The sequence below is a fragment of the Pseudalkalibacillus sp. SCS-8 genome (genome assembly GCF_040126055.1).
Classification (GTDB): Bacteria; Bacillota; Bacilli; order Bacillales; family Fictibacillaceae; genus Pseudalkalibacillus; species Pseudalkalibacillus nanhaiensis.
Genome location: NZ_CP143541.1, coordinates 328,157 through 345,393, shown reverse-complemented (window position 1 = coordinate 345,393; position 17,237 = coordinate 328,157). Strand labels below are relative to the sequence as shown.

The 17,237-nt window shown below is 49.3% G+C and carries 16 protein-coding genes and 1 riboswitch; of the genes, 2 read left to right on the top strand and 14 right to left on the bottom strand.

Annotated elements, in window-relative coordinates; translation table 11 throughout:
• Position 1: 1 nt before the first annotated feature.
• Both V1497_RS01900 and V1497_RS01895 read right to left on the bottom strand, forming a co-directional pair.
• Positions 2-1,096 (bottom strand): DUF3048 domain-containing protein, encoded by a 1,095-nt coding sequence (locus V1497_RS01900; protein ID WP_349409302.1) that lies wholly within the window; start codon positions 1,094-1,096, stop codon positions 2-4.
• Between the two features lie 46 nt (positions 1,097-1,142).
• The gene (locus V1497_RS01895; protein ID WP_349409301.1) at positions 1,143-2,852 is read right to left on the bottom strand and encodes an adenine deaminase C-terminal domain-containing protein; all 1,710 of its coding nucleotides are present in this window, start codon (positions 2,850-2,852) and stop codon (positions 1,143-1,145) included.
• Positions 2,853-2,990: 138 nt separating this feature from the next.
• Here V1497_RS01895 and V1497_RS01890 point away from each other — a divergent pair, with 138 nt between their 5' ends.
• The gene (locus tag V1497_RS01890) at positions 2,991-3,251 is read left to right on the top strand and encodes a DUF2892 domain-containing protein (RefSeq protein ID WP_349409300.1); all 261 of its coding nucleotides are present in this window, start codon (positions 2,991-2,993) and stop codon (positions 3,249-3,251) included.
• A 215-nt stretch (positions 3,252-3,466) separates the two neighbouring features.
• Positions 3,467-3,574, top strand: coding sequence for an EYxxD motif small membrane protein (locus V1497_RS01885; RefSeq protein WP_349409299.1), 108 nt, complete (start codon positions 3,467-3,469; stop codon positions 3,572-3,574).
• On the opposite strand, the gene purD is transcribed toward V1497_RS01885, so the two are convergent.
• From purD to purE, 12 genes are all read right to left on the bottom strand, one after another.
• Entirely contained in the window at positions 3,552-4,826 is a 1,275-nt protein-coding gene (gene purD / locus V1497_RS01880; protein WP_349409298.1) for a phosphoribosylamine--glycine ligase, read from the bottom strand. The genes V1497_RS01885 and purD overlap by 23 nt on opposite strands.
• A gap of 16 nt (positions 4,827-4,842) precedes the next feature.
• Positions 4,843-6,378: a bifunctional phosphoribosylaminoimidazolecarboxamide formyltransferase/IMP cyclohydrolase gene (gene purH / locus V1497_RS01875; protein ID WP_349409297.1), complete on the bottom strand. Its 1,536-nt coding sequence runs from the start codon at positions 6,376-6,378 to the stop codon at positions 4,843-4,845.
• Between the two features lie 15 nt (positions 6,379-6,393).
• Positions 6,394-6,978 (bottom strand): phosphoribosylglycinamide formyltransferase, encoded by a 585-nt coding sequence (gene purN, locus V1497_RS01870; protein ID WP_349409296.1) that lies wholly within the window; start codon positions 6,976-6,978, stop codon positions 6,394-6,396.
• On the bottom strand, positions 6,978-8,015 hold the full coding sequence (gene purM / locus V1497_RS01865; RefSeq protein ID WP_349409295.1) for a phosphoribosylformylglycinamidine cyclo-ligase: 1,038 nt from the start codon (positions 8,013-8,015) through the stop codon (positions 6,978-6,980). The genes purN and purM overlap by 1 nt, the downstream gene beginning before the upstream one ends.
• Before the next feature lie 471 nt (positions 8,016-8,486).
• Positions 8,487-9,911, bottom strand: coding sequence for an amidophosphoribosyltransferase (gene purF, locus V1497_RS01860; protein WP_349409294.1), 1,425 nt, complete (start codon positions 9,909-9,911; stop codon positions 8,487-8,489).
• Entirely contained in the window at positions 9,887-12,112 is a 2,226-nt protein-coding gene (gene purL / locus V1497_RS01855) for a phosphoribosylformylglycinamidine synthase subunit PurL (protein WP_349409293.1), read from the bottom strand. The genes purF and purL overlap by 25 nt, the downstream gene beginning before the upstream one ends.
• A complete protein-coding gene (purQ, locus tag V1497_RS01850; RefSeq protein WP_349409292.1) occupies positions 12,096-12,779 on the bottom strand; it encodes a phosphoribosylformylglycinamidine synthase subunit PurQ in 684 nt (227 codons plus the stop codon). The genes purL and purQ overlap by 17 nt, the downstream gene beginning before the upstream one ends.
• Entirely contained in the window at positions 12,776-13,030 is a 255-nt protein-coding gene (purS, locus tag V1497_RS01845; protein WP_349409291.1) for a phosphoribosylformylglycinamidine synthase subunit PurS, read from the bottom strand. The genes purQ and purS overlap by 4 nt, the downstream gene beginning before the upstream one ends.
• 246 nt (positions 13,031-13,276) lie before the next feature.
• Positions 13,277-13,990, bottom strand: a complete 714-nt coding sequence (gene purC / locus V1497_RS01840) for a phosphoribosylaminoimidazolesuccinocarboxamide synthase (protein WP_349409290.1) — start codon at positions 13,988-13,990, stop codon at positions 13,277-13,279.
• A gap of 19 nt (positions 13,991-14,009) precedes the next feature.
• Positions 14,010-15,305 carry an adenylosuccinate lyase gene (gene purB, locus V1497_RS01835; protein WP_349409289.1) on the bottom strand — a complete coding sequence of 432 codons (1,296 nt, stop codon included), beginning with the start codon at positions 15,303-15,305 and terminating at the stop codon, positions 14,010-14,012.
• The gene (gene purK, locus V1497_RS01830) at positions 15,302-16,456 is read right to left on the bottom strand and encodes a 5-(carboxyamino)imidazole ribonucleotide synthase (RefSeq protein ID WP_349409288.1); all 1,155 of its coding nucleotides are present in this window, start codon (positions 16,454-16,456) and stop codon (positions 15,302-15,304) included. Before purK ends, purB begins: the two co-directional genes overlap by 4 nt.
• Positions 16,453-16,941, bottom strand: a complete 489-nt coding sequence (gene purE / locus V1497_RS01825; protein ID WP_349409287.1) for a 5-(carboxyamino)imidazole ribonucleotide mutase — start codon at positions 16,939-16,941, stop codon at positions 16,453-16,455. The genes purK and purE overlap by 4 nt, the downstream gene beginning before the upstream one ends.
• 129 nt (positions 16,942-17,070) lie before the next feature.
• Positions 17,071-17,172, bottom strand: a riboswitch (purine riboswitch).
• Positions 17,173-17,237: the final 65 nt, after the last annotated feature.

Here is a 17,237-nt window from a genome sequence, read left to right as displayed (position 1 = left end):
ACTACTCCCAATTTACATTCGAACTGTATTCAGATGATGGCACAACGTTGACCCACGTTTTTCCCGGAACCAACGGGACTTCTGCCGGTTTAGCATCCTTCGTAGGATTCATAACCGCCTCAACGGGTATGATCCGGCCGTTGTCATTCATCCAGGCGATCTTCTGTACTTTCCCTTCCTGGAAAAGAAGCGCTTCTCCGCCGCTCGTCAGGTTGATGTTGCGTCGGCCTGCACTATCGATGATTCGGTGATCAGCGACGACCACAAAGACGTTTTCCAATTCGATCGGTGTTCCTGTTTCCCGATCGACCGACTGTTGATTTCCTGTATAACGATGATAAATGCCTTTTTCTGAATCATAACGGTAGGTGACCTGGTATTTGCCGTATGTAACGGTCATCTTTGTCGCAGGATCACCCTCGATATTCGTAATATCCTCTTCCGGCATGAAGCTGAACGGTTTGATTTCCTGCTTCAGCTCGAAATTGTTCTTTTTCGCGCCTTTTATAATGTTGTCATACGTGATATATGAGTTATGCGGTGCTTTTCGGAAGCCTACACGCTTGAACAATGACCCATCGTAATACAACCCGTTCAATGAGTCAATATTGCCTGATGTGAGCATCGATTTTGCCGATGGGCTCCAGCCATGGAATACGTAAATTGCATCGAAAGCGTTGTTCAGGCGGACGTAATAATCACGAGCACTCCTGACAGGACCGATCTGATCTGGCTGTTCGCTCTGGAACAAAGCAAGCATTCTCGTAATCCGTCCTTCCGCAAGCACTTCATAAACGAGATCCGCCTTATGGAGTCCGGATTGAGGACGAGCTTCAGGTGCATTATTGATCATGACGCCGATCACCCTCGGGTGCAGCGCTTCATCCGTACCTATACCCGTCAGCGGAAATGTGTAAGCAGGCTCCGGTTCCTCTGGCTTTTCAGGCTCCTCAGGTTCTTCCTCTACGGGCCTCTCATCCTTTTGTTCCGTTTCTTCCGGTTTCTTCTCATCCGTTGCCGTTTCTTTCGCCTGGCAAGCGGCTAAAATCAGGAAAAGTGCTACGAGCAACGTAACAAGCCATCCTTTTTTATGCATTCGTACTAACACCCCTAGTTTTCCCAAATTCCCTCTCTTTTATAGTTTAACGCATTACGACAGGAAAGAGTACCTCATTTTTTAACACATCGACCATCCCGCTCGGTGTAATCCGGATATACGGTAGGTGAGTTGATGAAAAGAACAATAGACTGTAGATCGGGTCTACGAATGTGTAGCCTCTCGCTTTCAAAGCCTCGACGAGCTGTTCCTGCTGCTCCATGACCGTCTCCATCGGTTCGGTGGAAAATCCACCATTCAAGCTCAACGGAATTTCCGTGACGACATTCCCGTTTTCGGTAAGGACGATTCCACCTCCAAGCTCCTTCATGCGATTGAATGCGGCAATCATGTCCTTCTTCCTTTTTCCGATTAAGAGGATGTCTCCACTGTTGGAGTAAGAGCTCGCAAACCCGGATACATGGGTGGCGAAGCCCTTCAGCATCGTACTGATCCGCCACTTCCCATCCTTATCGATCAATGCGAAAAAGCATTCATCATGGTCCGTGGATAGCTCGTCGGTCGAAAAATCAACTTCAGACCCGTACGGTTTTGTAATGACCGCGTTCACCATATCGATGCTCGCACGTGCCGTCAAACTCAAATCTTCCTCATTCAAGGACCAGTCAAACGTATACGGCTTAATGTCGTACCTTTCCCAATCCACTTCAGTCTTCGGCTCGTCCGTCACCCACACGCCTTTCGAGAGGACAGCTTCAGGTGTTGGATTTTGCGGATCCGATAATATGTTCAAGTTGGCGAAACGACCAGGCGCGACCATGCCATACAAATGATCGAACCCATAGTGGCGTGCGACATTGTAGGTCACCATCGCATATGCATCTTCGACCGGCACACCTTTTTCAAGGGCGATCCGGATCACTTCGTCCGTGACACCGTTTTTATAAAAAGTTGGTGTCGAGCCATCCGTCGTCATGAGCACCCGGTCAAAGCTTTCGACCCCAAGCGCAAGCATCTCCTCAAGGATTTCCGGAAGGTCCGGCCTGATCGATGAATACCTGAGCGATGTTGTATACCCGAGTGACATGCGAAGGACCGCTTCCTCTCCGGTCATCGCTTCATGATCGCAGTCAACGCCAAAAGCTGCCATTTTCGTCAACGTACGCTCAGAAGCCCCCGGCATATGCCCTTCGACCTTCAAGCCGCGTCGCTTCGTTTCCTGCATCCAATGAAGCGTGTGATCGTCCCCTTTCAGCACCTGCGGCCAGTTCGTCAGCTCCCCTCCTTGCAGGACGTACGGGTGATCGAGGAATTGGTCGAACATCTTGTCCGAGAACACCTCTGCCTCATTTTGCAGCTTCGTCTGCGAGTCGTATCGACACCACCAGAAAAAGGAGTATGGCAATTCATTGATTTCAGTCATGAAAGAAAGCGCTTTCTCTAATGGCAATGGTAAAAGCATCAGGTTGTCGCTGATGAACGTCGTCGTCCCTCGTTTTCCTGCATAAGAAGCAAACGTCTGGGGATTATATAGTTGAAATGGATGGACATGAGGCTCGATATAGCCAGGAACGATTGATTTACCTTCGCAATCGAGGATCTCACAGCCATCCTTGTTGTTCGGCATTTTACTGCCGACATAAACGATCCGATCCTGATAAACCCAAATATTCGCGGTCATCCATTTTTTCAATACATTGTTGAGATACGTCGCGTTTTTCAGTACGAGCGTGGGTGGTGTTTCACCCTGTATAACATCGATATGTGTACGGAGCTGCTGCTTCGTCCATTTCATGATTTCATCACCCCGGAGTATGTAGTCTTGTATGTATTCATCAAATTGAAAAGTCAGATTTTTTGTACAATACGTAAATTCAATCTTACCATAATCCAACACATCCCAACAGTACTTATAACAAGGAGGAACCAAGCTATGAAGCCGAATATCGGTACTGCCAATGCGTTGATCCGTATAACGGTCGGTTTGACGATGATTGCGTGGTCAGCTGCCCGTCTCGGTCGTAAGCCACACCGCCAGAACTATTTATGGATGATGCTGCTCGGCTCGATGAAGGTCGGAGAAGGCATCACAAAATACTGCCCGATGACCGATCTCTACAAGCGTGGTCAGGAGCTTCAGCATATGGACCTTGCATCCATGACGAAAGAAGGCTCTCCAATCAACCCATCATAGACCACTGCCACAAAACAAAAAAGCTCCCGATCCTGGGAGCTTTTGCACTATCGTTTTATCATCCATATTTTTTGATTGTGACGAAGGGTGCGAGACTCCTACGGGAAAAGCGGGTCAGGGGAGACCCCGCAACTCTTTTGTGAGGAGGCTCCCGAACCGCCCGTGGAAAGCGAGCACCCTTTAAAATAACCCACCAAAATCGAGGTGATTTTCAAATGAACGTCCTAATGGAGTACATGACAGACATGCTGTTCGTCCTGGTCATGATTATTGGCGCAATCGTTGCCTTCATCTACTTCCTTACGAAGAAGAAACGGACTTGATCGCTTTATCTGCGATATCCAACCGATAAAAGCTTTGCTCGCAATGGATCTGGTTCATCTCTTTATAAACGAGACGCTGCGCCGCTTCAATGTCTGAAGCCTCGCTAGCAAGCAATAGGATCCGCCCGCCATCGGTCACGAGTTCACCTTCGCTGTCTTTTTTTACACCTGCAAAAAAGGTGAGCGTTTCACTCGAAACCGCTTCTAATCCTTTGATTGGAACACCTTTATCATACGCATTCGGATAACCGCCCGAAGCAAGGACGACCCCGACATAGGCGTTGTTCGACCATTCAAGCTCCAGCTCCTTACCATCCAACAGCCCATCCATTACATCGAAGAGGTCCGATTGGAGGCGTGGCAGGACGACCTGAGTTTCCGGATCCCCGAATCGTGCATTGAATTCAATCACTTTCGGCCCTTCCGCTGTCAGCATCAACCCTGCATATAAAATACCGGTAAAGGATGCCCCCTCTTGGACGAGCGCTTCGGCCATCGGCTGGAGGATCGTCTCCGTCGCTTTCTGCACAATTGAATCGGAGATGTGTGGGACAGGCGAATAAGCCCCCATGCCACCTGTATTCGGTCCGAGGTCTCCATCGAACGCCCGTTTATGGTCTTGCGAGATGACCATTGGCAATACTGTTGACCCGTTCACGAACGCCATCAACGAGAATTCTTCACCTTGTAAAAATTCCTCAATGACCACACGTTGACTTGCTTCACCGAACCTCGTCTCCACCATCATCGCATGAAGGGCTTCCTCTGCTTCCTCGATCGTCATCGCGACGACCACACCTTTACCCGCCGCAAGGCCATCGGCTTTTATGACGATCGGTGCGCCTCGTTTCATCAAGTAATCCCTTGCCTCGCGATAATCCGTAAAGGAGGCGGAAAAAGCGGTCGGAATCTGGTACTTCTCCATCAGCTCGTTCGCATACGTTTTACTTCCCTCAATCAACGCTGCTGCCTTCGTCGGCCCGAACGCTCGCAGCCCGGCTTTTTGGAAGCGATCGACGAGACCATCAAGCAACGGCTGTTCCGGTCCAATCACCGTCAAAGCGATGTCCTGATCATTTGCGAATTGGATGAGTGCTTCGTGATCTGTTTCAGGAATGGCGACACACTCTGCAACGTCTGTCATCCCGATGTTCCCCGGTGCTGCGTAAACCTGTGTCACACGCTCTGATTGGGCCATCTTCCAGGCGATTGCGTGCTCCCTGCCACCTTTTCCAACAATGAGAACCTTCATCGAATCCCTCCGCTTTTTAGTGTTTAAAATGACGTACGCTTGTCATGACCATCGTGATTCCATACTCATCCGCTTTATCGATTGACTCCTGGTCGCGGATCGATCCACCTGGCTGGATGATTGCCGTGACCCCTGCTTTTGCTGCCGCTTCTACCGTATCGCTCATCGGGAAAAACGCATCAGACGCCATCGCAGATCCTTGAACGTGTTCACCCGCTTGTTCGAGGGCGATCTTCGCCGCTCCGACCCGGTTCATTTGACCAGCACCGATTCCGATTGTCCGGTTTTCCTTCGCTAGGACGATTGCGTTCGATTTGACGTGCTTGACGATCTGCCAGCCTAGCTTCAGGTCTGCCCATTCCGCTTCAGTCGGTTCGCGCTTCGTAACGACCTTCAGCTCCGCATGATCGAAACCGAAGTGGTCCTCTTCCTGAATCAATGCCCCACCTGAGACGGATTGGATTCGCTTCGCCACATCCGTTGCGATCGTTTTCGGCTCGACCTGGAGTAAACGCAAATTCTTTTTCTGTGTGAGAATCGAACGTGCTTCCTCTGAGAAGGATGGCGCGATGATAATCTCAAGGAAAATCTCACGCATCATTTGAGCCGTTTCTGCATCCACTTCCTCGTTCGTCGCGACGATTCCGCCGAAGATGGAGATTGGGTCTGCCTCATAAGCAAGCTTGTATGCCTCCGCTAATGTTTTTCCGACGCCGACACCACACGGATTCGTATGCTTGACCACCACAACCGCTGGCTCGTCGAATTCATGGATGATTTGAAGCGCTGCATCTGCATCATTGATGTTGTTGTAGGAAAGCTCCTTCCCGTGCAATTGCTTCGCTTTTGCAACTGTAGAAGGGTTTCCGATCGGCACCTCGTAAAAAGCAGCCTTTTGATGCGGGTTCTCCCCGTAGCGCAGAGCTTGCTTTTTCGTATAGGTGACCGTGTAGGATTCCGGGAATTCCTCTTCCGTCTGTTCGGTCAAATACTGGGCGATCAACGCATCGTACGCCGCGGTATGACGGAACACCTTCGCCGCCAATCGGCGTTTCGTTTCATCGGATACGTCACCTTTCGTCTGGAGCTCTTCAAGAATCGGTCCATAATCCGCTGGATCGACTGCTACGGTTACGGATGCATGATTTTTCGCAGCGGAACGGAGCATGCTCGGCCCGCCAATATCAATGTTCTCGATTGCATCTGCAAACGCAACATTCGGTTTGGAGATCGTTTCCTTGAACGGATAAAGATTGACGATGACGAAATCGATCGGCTTGATGTCGTGTTCAGCGATTTGACGTTGGTGGTCTTCGTTCGCTCGCACGGCAAGCAGCCCGCCATGGATATTCGGATGAAGAGTTTTTACACGACCATCAAGGATTTCAGGAAACCCTGTCACCTCTGAAATGCCCGTCACCTGTAGTCCTGCTTCCTCAATCGCTTTCTTCGTCCCTCCTGTTGAGACGATTTCGATGTCTTGCTCAATCAACCCTTGGACGAACGGGATCAATCCTTCTTTGTTGGATACACTCACTAATGCGCGTTTCATGAACCTGCTCCTTTCTCAGTATGTTTCGATTTTTGTCTCGTGTAGTAATTTCTGAAGCACCCTTGGATAAAGCGCATGCTCGACGTCATGGATTTTCCTCCGGATGTGATTTGCTGTATCGTTTTCTTCAATGGGAACCGGAACCTGCTCGATGATCGGCCCTGTGTCCATGCCATCATCAACGAAATGGATGGTAACGCCTGTTTCCGTAACCCCCGCCGCAATCGCTTGCCCGATTGCATCCTTTCCTGGAAACGCCGGTAATAAAGAAGGATGGATATTCACCATTTTCCCTTCATATTTGAAAAGGAGAGTCGGCCCGATCAATCGCATATATCCGGCAAGCGCGATGAACGACACATCTGCCTCTTCCAGCTCCTTTAAAATCTCTGCTTCAAACGCCTCTTTATTTATGTAGCTTTTAGGTGAAAAAACGAAGGTCGGGATGCCATGCTTTTCGGCCCTTTCGACCGCCATCGCTCCCGGTTTGTCGCAAACGAGCAAGGAAATCTCGGCTTGAAGCTCGCCGGATTCGACCGCGTCTATGATCGCTTGAAAGTTCGTGCCTGAACCTGATGCAAATACAGCGATATTCTTCACTAAAGCTCGCTCCCTTCAAACGTGATGCCTTCCCCTTCTTTCACTCGTCCGATTTGATATGCTCTTTCGCCTTGCTCAATCAAGGTACGGATGACCTTCGTCGCCTCTTCTTCTTTTACAGCGAGCACCATCCCGATTCCCATGTTGAACGTTCCCAGCATGTCCTCCAGGGTTAGATCCCCTTTTTCCTGCAAGAGGTTGAAAATGGAATGGACCGGCCATGAGCCTAAATCCACCTCAGCCTTTAGACTTTCTGGTAGCATGCGCGGTATATTTTCAATGAACCCGCCGCCTGTAATGTGGGCGATACCATGTACGTCGTATTTCTTGATGACTTCAAGGACAGGCTTCACATAGATTTTCGTCGGTGTCAAAAGCTCTTCTCCAAGCGTTTTTCCGAGTTGATCAAGCGTTTGATTAAGCTCATACCCTTGATTCTCCAGTAAAATTTTACGGACCAACGAGTAGCCGTTGCTATGGATTCCGCTTGAAGCGATGCCAATCAACACGTCATCCTTTTGGACTTTATCTGGTGTAATCAGCTTGGATTTCTCCGCGACTCCGACTGTAAAGCCGGCAAGATCATACTCCGCTGGGTCATACATTCCTGGCATTTCAGCGGTTTCGCCTCCAATGAGAGCAGCACCAGCCTGCTTACAGCCTTCCGCAATCCCTTTTACGATCTGCTCGATTTTTTCGGGTGTGAGCTTTCCGCAGGCGATATAATCGAGAAAATAGAGAGGCTCCGCACCTTGTGCAACGATATCGTTCACACACATGGCGACTGCGTCGATCCCGATCGTATCATGCTTGTCCATTTGAAAAGCGAGCATCAGCTTCGTCCCGACTCCATCTGTTCCTGAAATAAGGACAGGCTCTTTGATATCCATCTTGGAAAGATCGAACATGCCACCGAACGCTCCGATACCCCCCAGTACCTCTGGGCGCGTCGTTCCCTCCACATGCTTTTTCATGCGCTTGACCGCCTCATATCCCGCTTCAACATCGACTCCAGCTTGCTTGTATGCTTGTGCCATCCTATTGCCTCCCTAATGGTACGAATGAAAAACCTTTTTCAGATAGAGCCCCTTTTTGCCCTCATTTTTGCGTTTTCGGGGTTTTCAGGGCATTTAAAACCCTTTTCTTTACCCTCATTTTACGTTTTCAGCGATTTCGGGGCATTTAAAACCCTCTATGAGGTGTTCTTTTCGCCATTTCAGCATTTTCGTGCACTCATACGCCCTCTATGAGGTGCTCATTTTGCAATTTCATCATTTTCGTACACTCATACGCCCTCTATGAGGTGCTCATTTTGCGATTTCATCATTTTCGGGCACTCATTCCCCCTCTATGAGGTGCTCTTTTCGCGATTTCAGCATTTTCATGCACTCATACACCCTCCATGAGGTGCTCATCTCACCACTCCACCGTTTTCGTGCACTCATACGTCCTCTATAAGGTGCTCATTTCGCCACATCACCGTTTTCAACCACTCATACCTCGTACTTTTACTTAAAAACGAGCTCTTTTTCGTGTGGTAAAACCGTATCTGGGTAAATCTCCGTCGGGTATTTGCCTGTAAAGCACCCGAGGCATTGTCCGTAATTCGGTTCGTCCTGATTGCGTCCAATCGACTCCAGCATCCCGTTCACACTCAAATACTCCAAAGAATCGGCGCCAATGATCTCACGGATCTCTTCCACTGAGTAATTTGATGCGATGAGCTCGTCCGTCGATGAAATGTCGATGCCGTAATAGCATGGATGGGCGATCGGCGGTGAGCTGATGCGGACATGGACTTCGGTCGCACCCGCGTCACGCAGCATCTGCACGATACGTCTGCTCGTCGTTCCACGGACGATCGAGTCATCCACCATCACGACGCGCTTCCCTTCCACAATCCCGCGCACAGGAGACAGCTTCATCTTGACCCCTTGTTCACGTAAGGCCTGGGACGGCTGGATGAACGTCCGGCCTACGTACCGGTTCTTGATCAATCCGAGCTCATACGGAATGCCTGCTGCTTCGGCATAACCGATGGCCGCTGAGATGCTTGAATCTGGAACACCGGTGACAACGTCCGCTTCCACAAACGCTTCTGCCGCCAGGCGTTTTCCTAAATTTTTACGAGCTGTATGCACATTAATGTCATCAATATGGCTGTCTGGACGGGAAAAATAAATGTACTCCATGCTGCAGATTGCCCGGTTCGTCGAAGAGGTGAACGAATCACTCTCGATCCCGTCGTCATTGATGATCAACAGCTCGCCAGGACGTACGTCACGGATATACTCTGCTCCGATGACATCAAATGCACACGTTTCTGAGGCGACGACATACGCGTCGCCGATTTTACCAACTGACAATGGACGTAATCCGTTCGGATCCTGAGCTGCCATGATGCCGTTTTCCGTCATGATTACGAATGCGTAAGCCCCTTTGATCATCGACAAGGCGTTCTTCACCTGGTCACGCAGGTTATACAAACCGCTGCGCTTGATCAGATGCGCGAGCACTTCCGTATCAGAGGTCGTCTGAAAAATACTCCCCTGTGCCTCGAGCTGTTGCTTGAGCATATTCGCGTTCACGAGATTTCCGTTATGCGCGAGGGCAAGGCCGCCACGCTGGGATTGGAAGACGAGGGGCTGGACGTTTGCGTACTCCGTCCCACCGGCCGTCGAATAGCGTACGTGTCCAATCGCCCCTTTACCCGTAAGCGAAGACAATTCGCCTCGGCTGAACACCTCGGTCACGAGCCCGCTGTTTTTATGAAACTTCACCTTTTCACCGTCTGTCACCGCGATACCAGCACCCTCCTGCCCGCGATGCTGAAGGCTGTGGAGCCCGTAATACGTAAGCTGGGAGGAGTCTTCGTGTCCCCAAATCGCAAACACGCCACATTCTTCGTTTAAACCTTTGATGTCAGCAAACATGGAATAGCTCCCTTCCAGGCTGTCTCGAGCTCTTCTTTCGTAGCTGAAAGGAGCTCTTTCCCTTCTGGTGTATCGATGCGTAAAATCGGGCGAGGAAGTACGACACCGATTTTCGTCGCATCTACGAGACTTTCAAAATGCTCGGCCTTCTCAGGCTTCACAGATACGAGAAAACGAGATTGCGATTCACTGAATAAAGCAGCTGCTTCATCTCCAGCCAGCGTGACGGATGCGCCTAGTTCAGCGTCCATCATCGACTCAGCAAGTGCGACCGCCAAACCGCCCTCTGCAATGTCATGGGCAGATTGGACAAACCCTTTCTGAATCGCTTTTAAAAGCTGAGATTGATAGCGGGCTTCTTTTTCCAAATCAAGCTCTGGCGCTTTCCCTGAAATCGATCCCTGTAGTAGTTTCTGAAGCTCACTTCCGGAAAATTCAGGCTTTGTTTCACCGATCATGTAAATGACGTCGCCAGCCGCCTTGAAGACCTGAGTCGTCACGTGGTCAAGGTCATGGACAAGCCCGACCATCCCGACTACAGGTGTCGGATAGACCGCTACGCCTTTCGTTTCGTTGTATAAGGACACGTTTCCGCTGATGACAGGTGTCGAAAGTGTACGACACGCTTCACTCATCCCCTCAACCGCTTTTTCTAGCTGCCAGAAAATCTCCGGCTTCTCAGGGTTTCCGAAATTCAAGCAATCTGTAATCGCAAGAGGCTCAGCACCTGAACAGACGATGTTCCGTGCCGCTTCAGCGACTGCGATTTTTCCGCCGACCTCAGGATCTAGGTACAGATAGCGCGAATTACAATCTGTTGTCATTGCTAGCGCTTTTCGTGTACCACGGATTCGGACGACAGCTGCGTCAGAACCAGGAGATACGACCGTGCTCGTGCGGACCATATGATCGTACTGATCAAATACCCATGACTTGCTTGCAATTGTCGGTTGAGCCAACAGCTTCAACAATGTCTCTTTGTAATCGGTAAGTTGTGGCACGTATGGATTTTGTGATTGGAAGGCTTCGTAATAGGCAGGCACAGCGCTCGGCTTATGGTATACCGGTGCTTCTTCTGCTAGCGCATCAACCGGCACGTTTGCGACGACCTCACCGTTGTGAAGCAAGCGGAGTTCTTTTTCCTCGATAACCTGACCGATCGTCACAGCCTCTAATCCCCACTTCTCAAAAATCTTCTTGATTTCGTCTTCTCGTCCTTTTTTTACGACGATCAACATACGCTCCTGGGACTCTGAAAGCATCATTTCATATGCTGTCATATTCGTTTCACGCTGAGGCACCAGGTCAAGGTTCATTTCAATTCCGACACCTGACTTACTCGCCATTTCGCTTGAGGACGAAGTCAGACCTGCTGCCCCCATGTCCTGAATACCGACAAGTGCATCTGATTGGACGAGCTCCAAACACGCTTCTAGTAAAAGTTTTTCCATAAACGGGTCGCCGACCTGGACAGCTGGACGTTTTTCCTCGGACGCATCGTTCAGCTCCTCGGACGCGAACGTCGCACCATGGATCCCGTCACGGCCCGTCTTTGCCCCAACGTACATGACCGAGTTGCCGATTCCGTTCGCCTGACCCTTTTGGATATCCTTATGGTCGATGACACCGACACACATCGCGTTCACAAGTGGATTGCCCTCGTAAGACGCATCGAACTGCACTTCACCGCCGACCGTCGGGATTCCGATACAGTTCCCGTAGCCTGCGATTCCGGCGACGACCTCCTCGAACAAATACTTCACACGGTCAGATGTCAACTCTCCGAAACGGAGCGAGTTGAGCAACGCGACTGGGCGGGCACCCATTGAGAACACGTCACGGATGATTCCGCCGACACCTGTTGCTGCCCCCTGGTATGGCTCGATTGCGGAGGGATGATTGTGGCTTTCAATTTTAAAAACAACCGCTTGATCGTCACCGATATCAACGATTCCCGCTCCTTCTCCAGGACCCTGAAGGACACGTTCGCCGTCTGTCGGAAACTTTCGTAGGACAGGCTTCGAGTTTTTATAGCTGCAATGCTCGGACCACATGACGGAAAACAGACCGGTTTCCGTATAGTTCGGAAGGCGTCCCAAGATCGACTCGACCATCGCGAATTCGTCGTCGTTCAAGCCCATTTCCTGATACAGCTTCTGTTCCTTGATCATTTCTGCGGTTGGTTCATGAAGATACGACATGTGCTTCCCTCCAAGATTTCACGATTGATTGAAACAGCTTCAGTCCGTCAGCGCTTCCGAGCAACTCGTCGACCGCCCGCTCTGGATGCGGCATCATTCCGAGGACGTTCCCTCTTTCGTTCGTAATGCCGGCGATTCCGTGTCTCGAGCCGTTGATGTTTGTCGTGTAGGTGAAGGCGATCTGGTTGTTTTCTGCGAGCTTTGCGTACGTCGCTTCATCGCAATAGTAGTTCCCTTCGCCGTGCGCGACCGGAATCGTAATCTTTTCCCCTTTTTCATATAGAGAGGTGAACATCGTTTCATTGTTGGCTACTTCAAGCTCGACCTGCTTACAGATGAATTTCAATTTTTCATTCCGTTGCATCGCTCCTGGAAGCAGTCCTGCTTCGAGTAAAATCTGGAACCCGTTGCAGACGCCCAGAATCGGCTTATCAGCCTGGTTCGCTTCGTAAATGGACTCCATCACGTTCGAGAAACGGGCGATGGATCCGCTTCGTAAATAGTCTCCGTAAGAAAATCCACCGGGGATGAGGATGCCGTCAAATTGCTTTAACTCTTTGTCGTCATGCCAGACGTACTCGACTTCTTCGCCAAGCTCGTCCTTGATCGCATGGTACATGTCGATGTCACAGTTGGATCCTGGGAAAACGACTACCGCAAACTTCATTGAGGGATGACCTCCTCGATTTCATACGTGTAATCTTCAATGACGGTGTTGGCTAGGAGCTTTTCGCACATTTCACGGACTTGCTGATCGATGTCGCCGTCTTCCTTTTTCAGCGTCAATTCGATGTATTTTCCTACGCGGACATCTTCAACAGTGTTGTACGTAAGACGGTGGAGCGAGTCTTTCACAGCAGCTCCTTGTGGATCCAGGACACTTTCCTTCAAAGTGATGAAAACCTTAACGTTATACATGAAATCGGCCTCCCCGAGTGGTTGTTTTTATGAAAATCGAATGCTTTTTCTGTGAAAAAACACAACATTCTTAAAATTTGAGTTATGAGAGGTTCCGGAAATGGTCCGGAACCCTCTTTATCTACCCAAAAAGTGAATTTATCTACGAAAATTTGAAATTATCTACGAAAATACGGACTTATCTACGAAAATCTGAAATTATCTACAAAAATGAGATTTTATCTACAAAACGCCCCTAAACAAACCTTAAGGTGCAATCGTCAATCGTTCCAGCAGCTTCGCATACGCTTCTGTCAGGCTGCCGATATCGCGTCGGAACACGTCTTTGTCGAGCTTTTCTCCCGTTTCAGCATCCCATAATCGGCATGTGTCCGGTGAAATCTCATCGGCCAGCAACACATCCCCTTCAGGACCGATCCCGAACTCAAGCTTGAAATCAACGAGAGCGATACCCAAAGATTTGAAGTAAGGAACGAGGACTTCGTTTACAGCAATCGCTTTTTCACGTAAAAGCTTCAGCTCTGTCTCTTCGGCAAGCCCAAGAATTCGGATGTGGTCACGTGTAAGCAAAGGATCTCCGAGATCATCATTTTTGTAATAAAACTCGACAATCGTCTCCTGCAGCACTTCTCCCTCGTCCATCCCCAATCGGTTTGCAAGGGAGCCAGCTGCAATGTTCCGAACGACGACCTCTAGTGGAATGATCTGTACATTTTTCACGAGCTGCTCTGTCTCTGAAAGCTTCTTGATAAAATGCGATTCAATTCCGTTCTCACGAAGTTTTTCAAACAATAAAGCAGATATCTCATTGTTCAGCTTCCCTTTTCCAGCAATCGTCGACTTCTTTTCTCCATTGAAGGCTGTCGCTTCATCCTTATATTCGATCCAGACGACTTCAGGAGTATCTGTTTCATAGATCCGCTTCGCTTTCCCTTCATACAGCAATGACCGTTTTTCCATCCTCGTTCCTCCTCACCTTTTATTCAAGTCCAACGCGTTTGAAAATGTTGTCAACTTCCTTCAAGTGATAGTTGTAGTCGAAACAATCGTCGATCTCTTCTGGAGAAAGCATGTCCGTTACACGCGGCTCCGATTCAATCAACTCTCTGAACTGAATTCCCTTCTCCCAAGCTTCCATTGCTTTCGGCTGTACAAGATCGTATGCTTCTTCACGGTTCATGCCCTTATCAATCAAGAAAAGCAATACGCGCTGGGAGTAGATCAATCCATACGTCCTCGTCATATTGCGCTTCATGTTCTCCGGGAACACCGTCAAGTTCTTCACGATATTCGAGAACCGGTTCAGCATGTAATTAAGCAAGATCGTGCTGTCGGGAATGATCACCCGCTCAGCGGAAGAATGCGAAATATCACGCTCGTGCCATAACGACACGTTCTCCATCGCTGTTACCATATGACCTCGGATGACACGCGCAAGTCCTGTCATGTTTTCGGAGCCGACCGGATTACGCTTGTGCGGCATCGCGGAGGATCCTTTTTGACCTTTTGCGAAAAACTCTTCCACTTCTCGCGTTTCACTCTTTTGTAAACCGCGGATTTCTGTTGCAAACTTTTCGATTGATGTGGCCACTAACGCAAGCGTAGAAATATAATGCGCATGACGATCACGCTGCAACGTCTGAGTCGAGACAGGCGCTCGGTTCAAGCCAAGCTTCTCGCACACATACTCCTCAACGAATGGAGGGATGTTCGCATACGTGCCGACTGCGCCCGAAAGCTTTCCGAAACGGATCCCTTCCACCGCCTGCTCAAGACGTTCCTTGTTCCGTTTCATCTCTTCGTACCAAAGTGCAAGCTTCAATCCGAACGTTGTTGGCTCAGCATGGACACCATGGGTTCTGCCCATCATCACCGTGTGCTTATGCTCCAATGCTTTTTCCTTCAATATGTTAATGAACCGTTCCACATCCGCTAGTAAAATTTCATTCGCCTGCTTAATCAAATAGGAAAGCGCCGTGTCGACGACATCTGTTGAAGTCAGTCCGTAATGGACCCATTTACGCTCTTCCCCAAGCGTTTCAGAAACCGCTCTGGTAAATGCAACGACATCGTGTCGTGTTTCCGCTTCGATTTCATGGATCCGGTTGACGTCAAAGCCGGCATTCTCCCGAAGCTTAACAACGTCCTGCTTCGGAATGTCACCGAGCTCAGCCCATGCTTCACAAGCAAGGATCTCCACCTCAAGCCATGCCTTGAATTTATTCTCCTCTGTCCAAATTGCGCCCATTTCAGGTCGTGTATAACGTTCAATCATTTTACTTCCTCCAAGCTGTCCTTTTGTTGTAAGTTTGCTACGATTGTTTCGGCTTTATCAACTGCATCCTCTAATGAATCATCTATGAGCGTAAAATGCCCCATCTTCCGCTGCGCCTTGATCTCTTTTTTCTCATAAAGGTGAAGGTGGACATCGTCAAACAGTGGTGCGACTTCAAGAATTGATTTAGCATCCTCTCCAAGCAGGTTTACCATCACGCTCGGCTTCAGCAAGGCCGGTTTCCCGAGCTTCCAGCCGCAAATTGCACGGATATGCTGCTGGAATTGCGAGAAGCTACAGCCCTCAATCGTGTAGTGTCCTGAGTTGTGCGGACGAGGTGCCAATTCGTTAATATAGATGCCCTCGTCATTCGTCAGGAACATTTCGACCGCCAAGGTGCCAACAAGCTCCAAGCCGCTTGCAATCTGCCGTGCCAGGTTTTCTGCCTTCTCCAAGCTAACATCCGATATGCGCGCCGGTACGATTGATTGATATAAAATATGATCCTTATGGATATTCTCCGCGACCGGGAACGTTTCTGTGTCCCCACCTGCGTTCCGAGCCACAATGACTGAAATCTCTTTTGCAAAATCGATCTTCTTTTCCAATACACATTGGTTTCCGTTGGCAAGCAATTTTTGCGCAGCTTCTAAATCTTCAGGTGCTTCAATCATGACCTGACCTTTCCCGTCATAACCGCCACGCGTCGTTTTCAAAATCGCCGGGTAGCCGATGATGTCGAGCTTCGGTTCAAGCTCATCCAGATCGGAAACAAGCTCATAAGGAGCGACTTTTACGCCGATTGCCTCAAGTGTCCGTTTTTCTTCCGCTCTGTCCTGAGTCACCCTTAGTAGATTGCTGCCCTGCGGAAGATGATGATTCTCCTCGAGCCATTGCGCTGTTTTCAAGTCGACGTTTTCAAATTCGTACGTAATGATGTCACTTACTTCTGCCAATTTCGAACGAGCTTCCTCACTCGCATAATCACCGACAATTTCAATATCTGCAATCAGTCCACACGGTGAACCTTCTGTCGGATCGACGGTAGCGACTTTGAATCCCATCTCTTTTGCAGCGATCGCCATCATCCGGCCAAGCTGTCCGCCTCCAAGGATCCCGATGGTTTGCGGGGGTACGATTGGTTTTGTCATACGAGCTCACCACTGCTTTCCAGTACTTTTTCCTTCGTTTGCTCCCGACGAGCTTCAAGCCGAGCTGCGACTTTCTCTGAAGTCGTACCGATTATTTGTGCCGCTAAAAGTCCAGCGTTCGTTGCTCCCGCTTTCCCGATTGCCACCGTGGCAACAGGAACACCACCAGGCATCTGTACGATCGATAGTAAGGAATCCAATCCGTTCAAAGCTTTCGATTGAACTGGAACACCGATAACAGGCAAGGTCGTTTTCGCTGCGACCATCCCAGGCAGATGGGCCGCTCCACCAGCACCTGCCACAATCACATTGATTCCGCGATCACGTGCTTCTTCAGCGTACTCGAACATGAGATCTGGCGTACGATGAGCGGATACGACTCGCTTTTCATACGGAACGTCAAGCTCATCTAAAATCTCACACGTATGTTTCATCGTTTCCCAATCGGATGTGCTTCCCATTATGACACCAACTAACGGCTGCATGGATTCACCAACCCTTTCGTTTTATGTAAAATCTGTTTTTTGACCGTAAAAAAGCCCAGGATCTTATCTGTTTCTCTTTAATGTGAGAAAGCACAGAAATCCTGGGCATACGTCTATTGCTCATTCAGCATACCATTCGCTTTCCCTCATAGTCCGGCAATTTACGGTTACCGGGTAGAAACTTATGGGCCATATCCCCAAGATTATATGAGAGCTGTTTGATTCAGTTATATTGTAACAACGTAAATTCACGAATGTCAACGAAAAATCGAACATTGTAATATTTTACGTTTTAA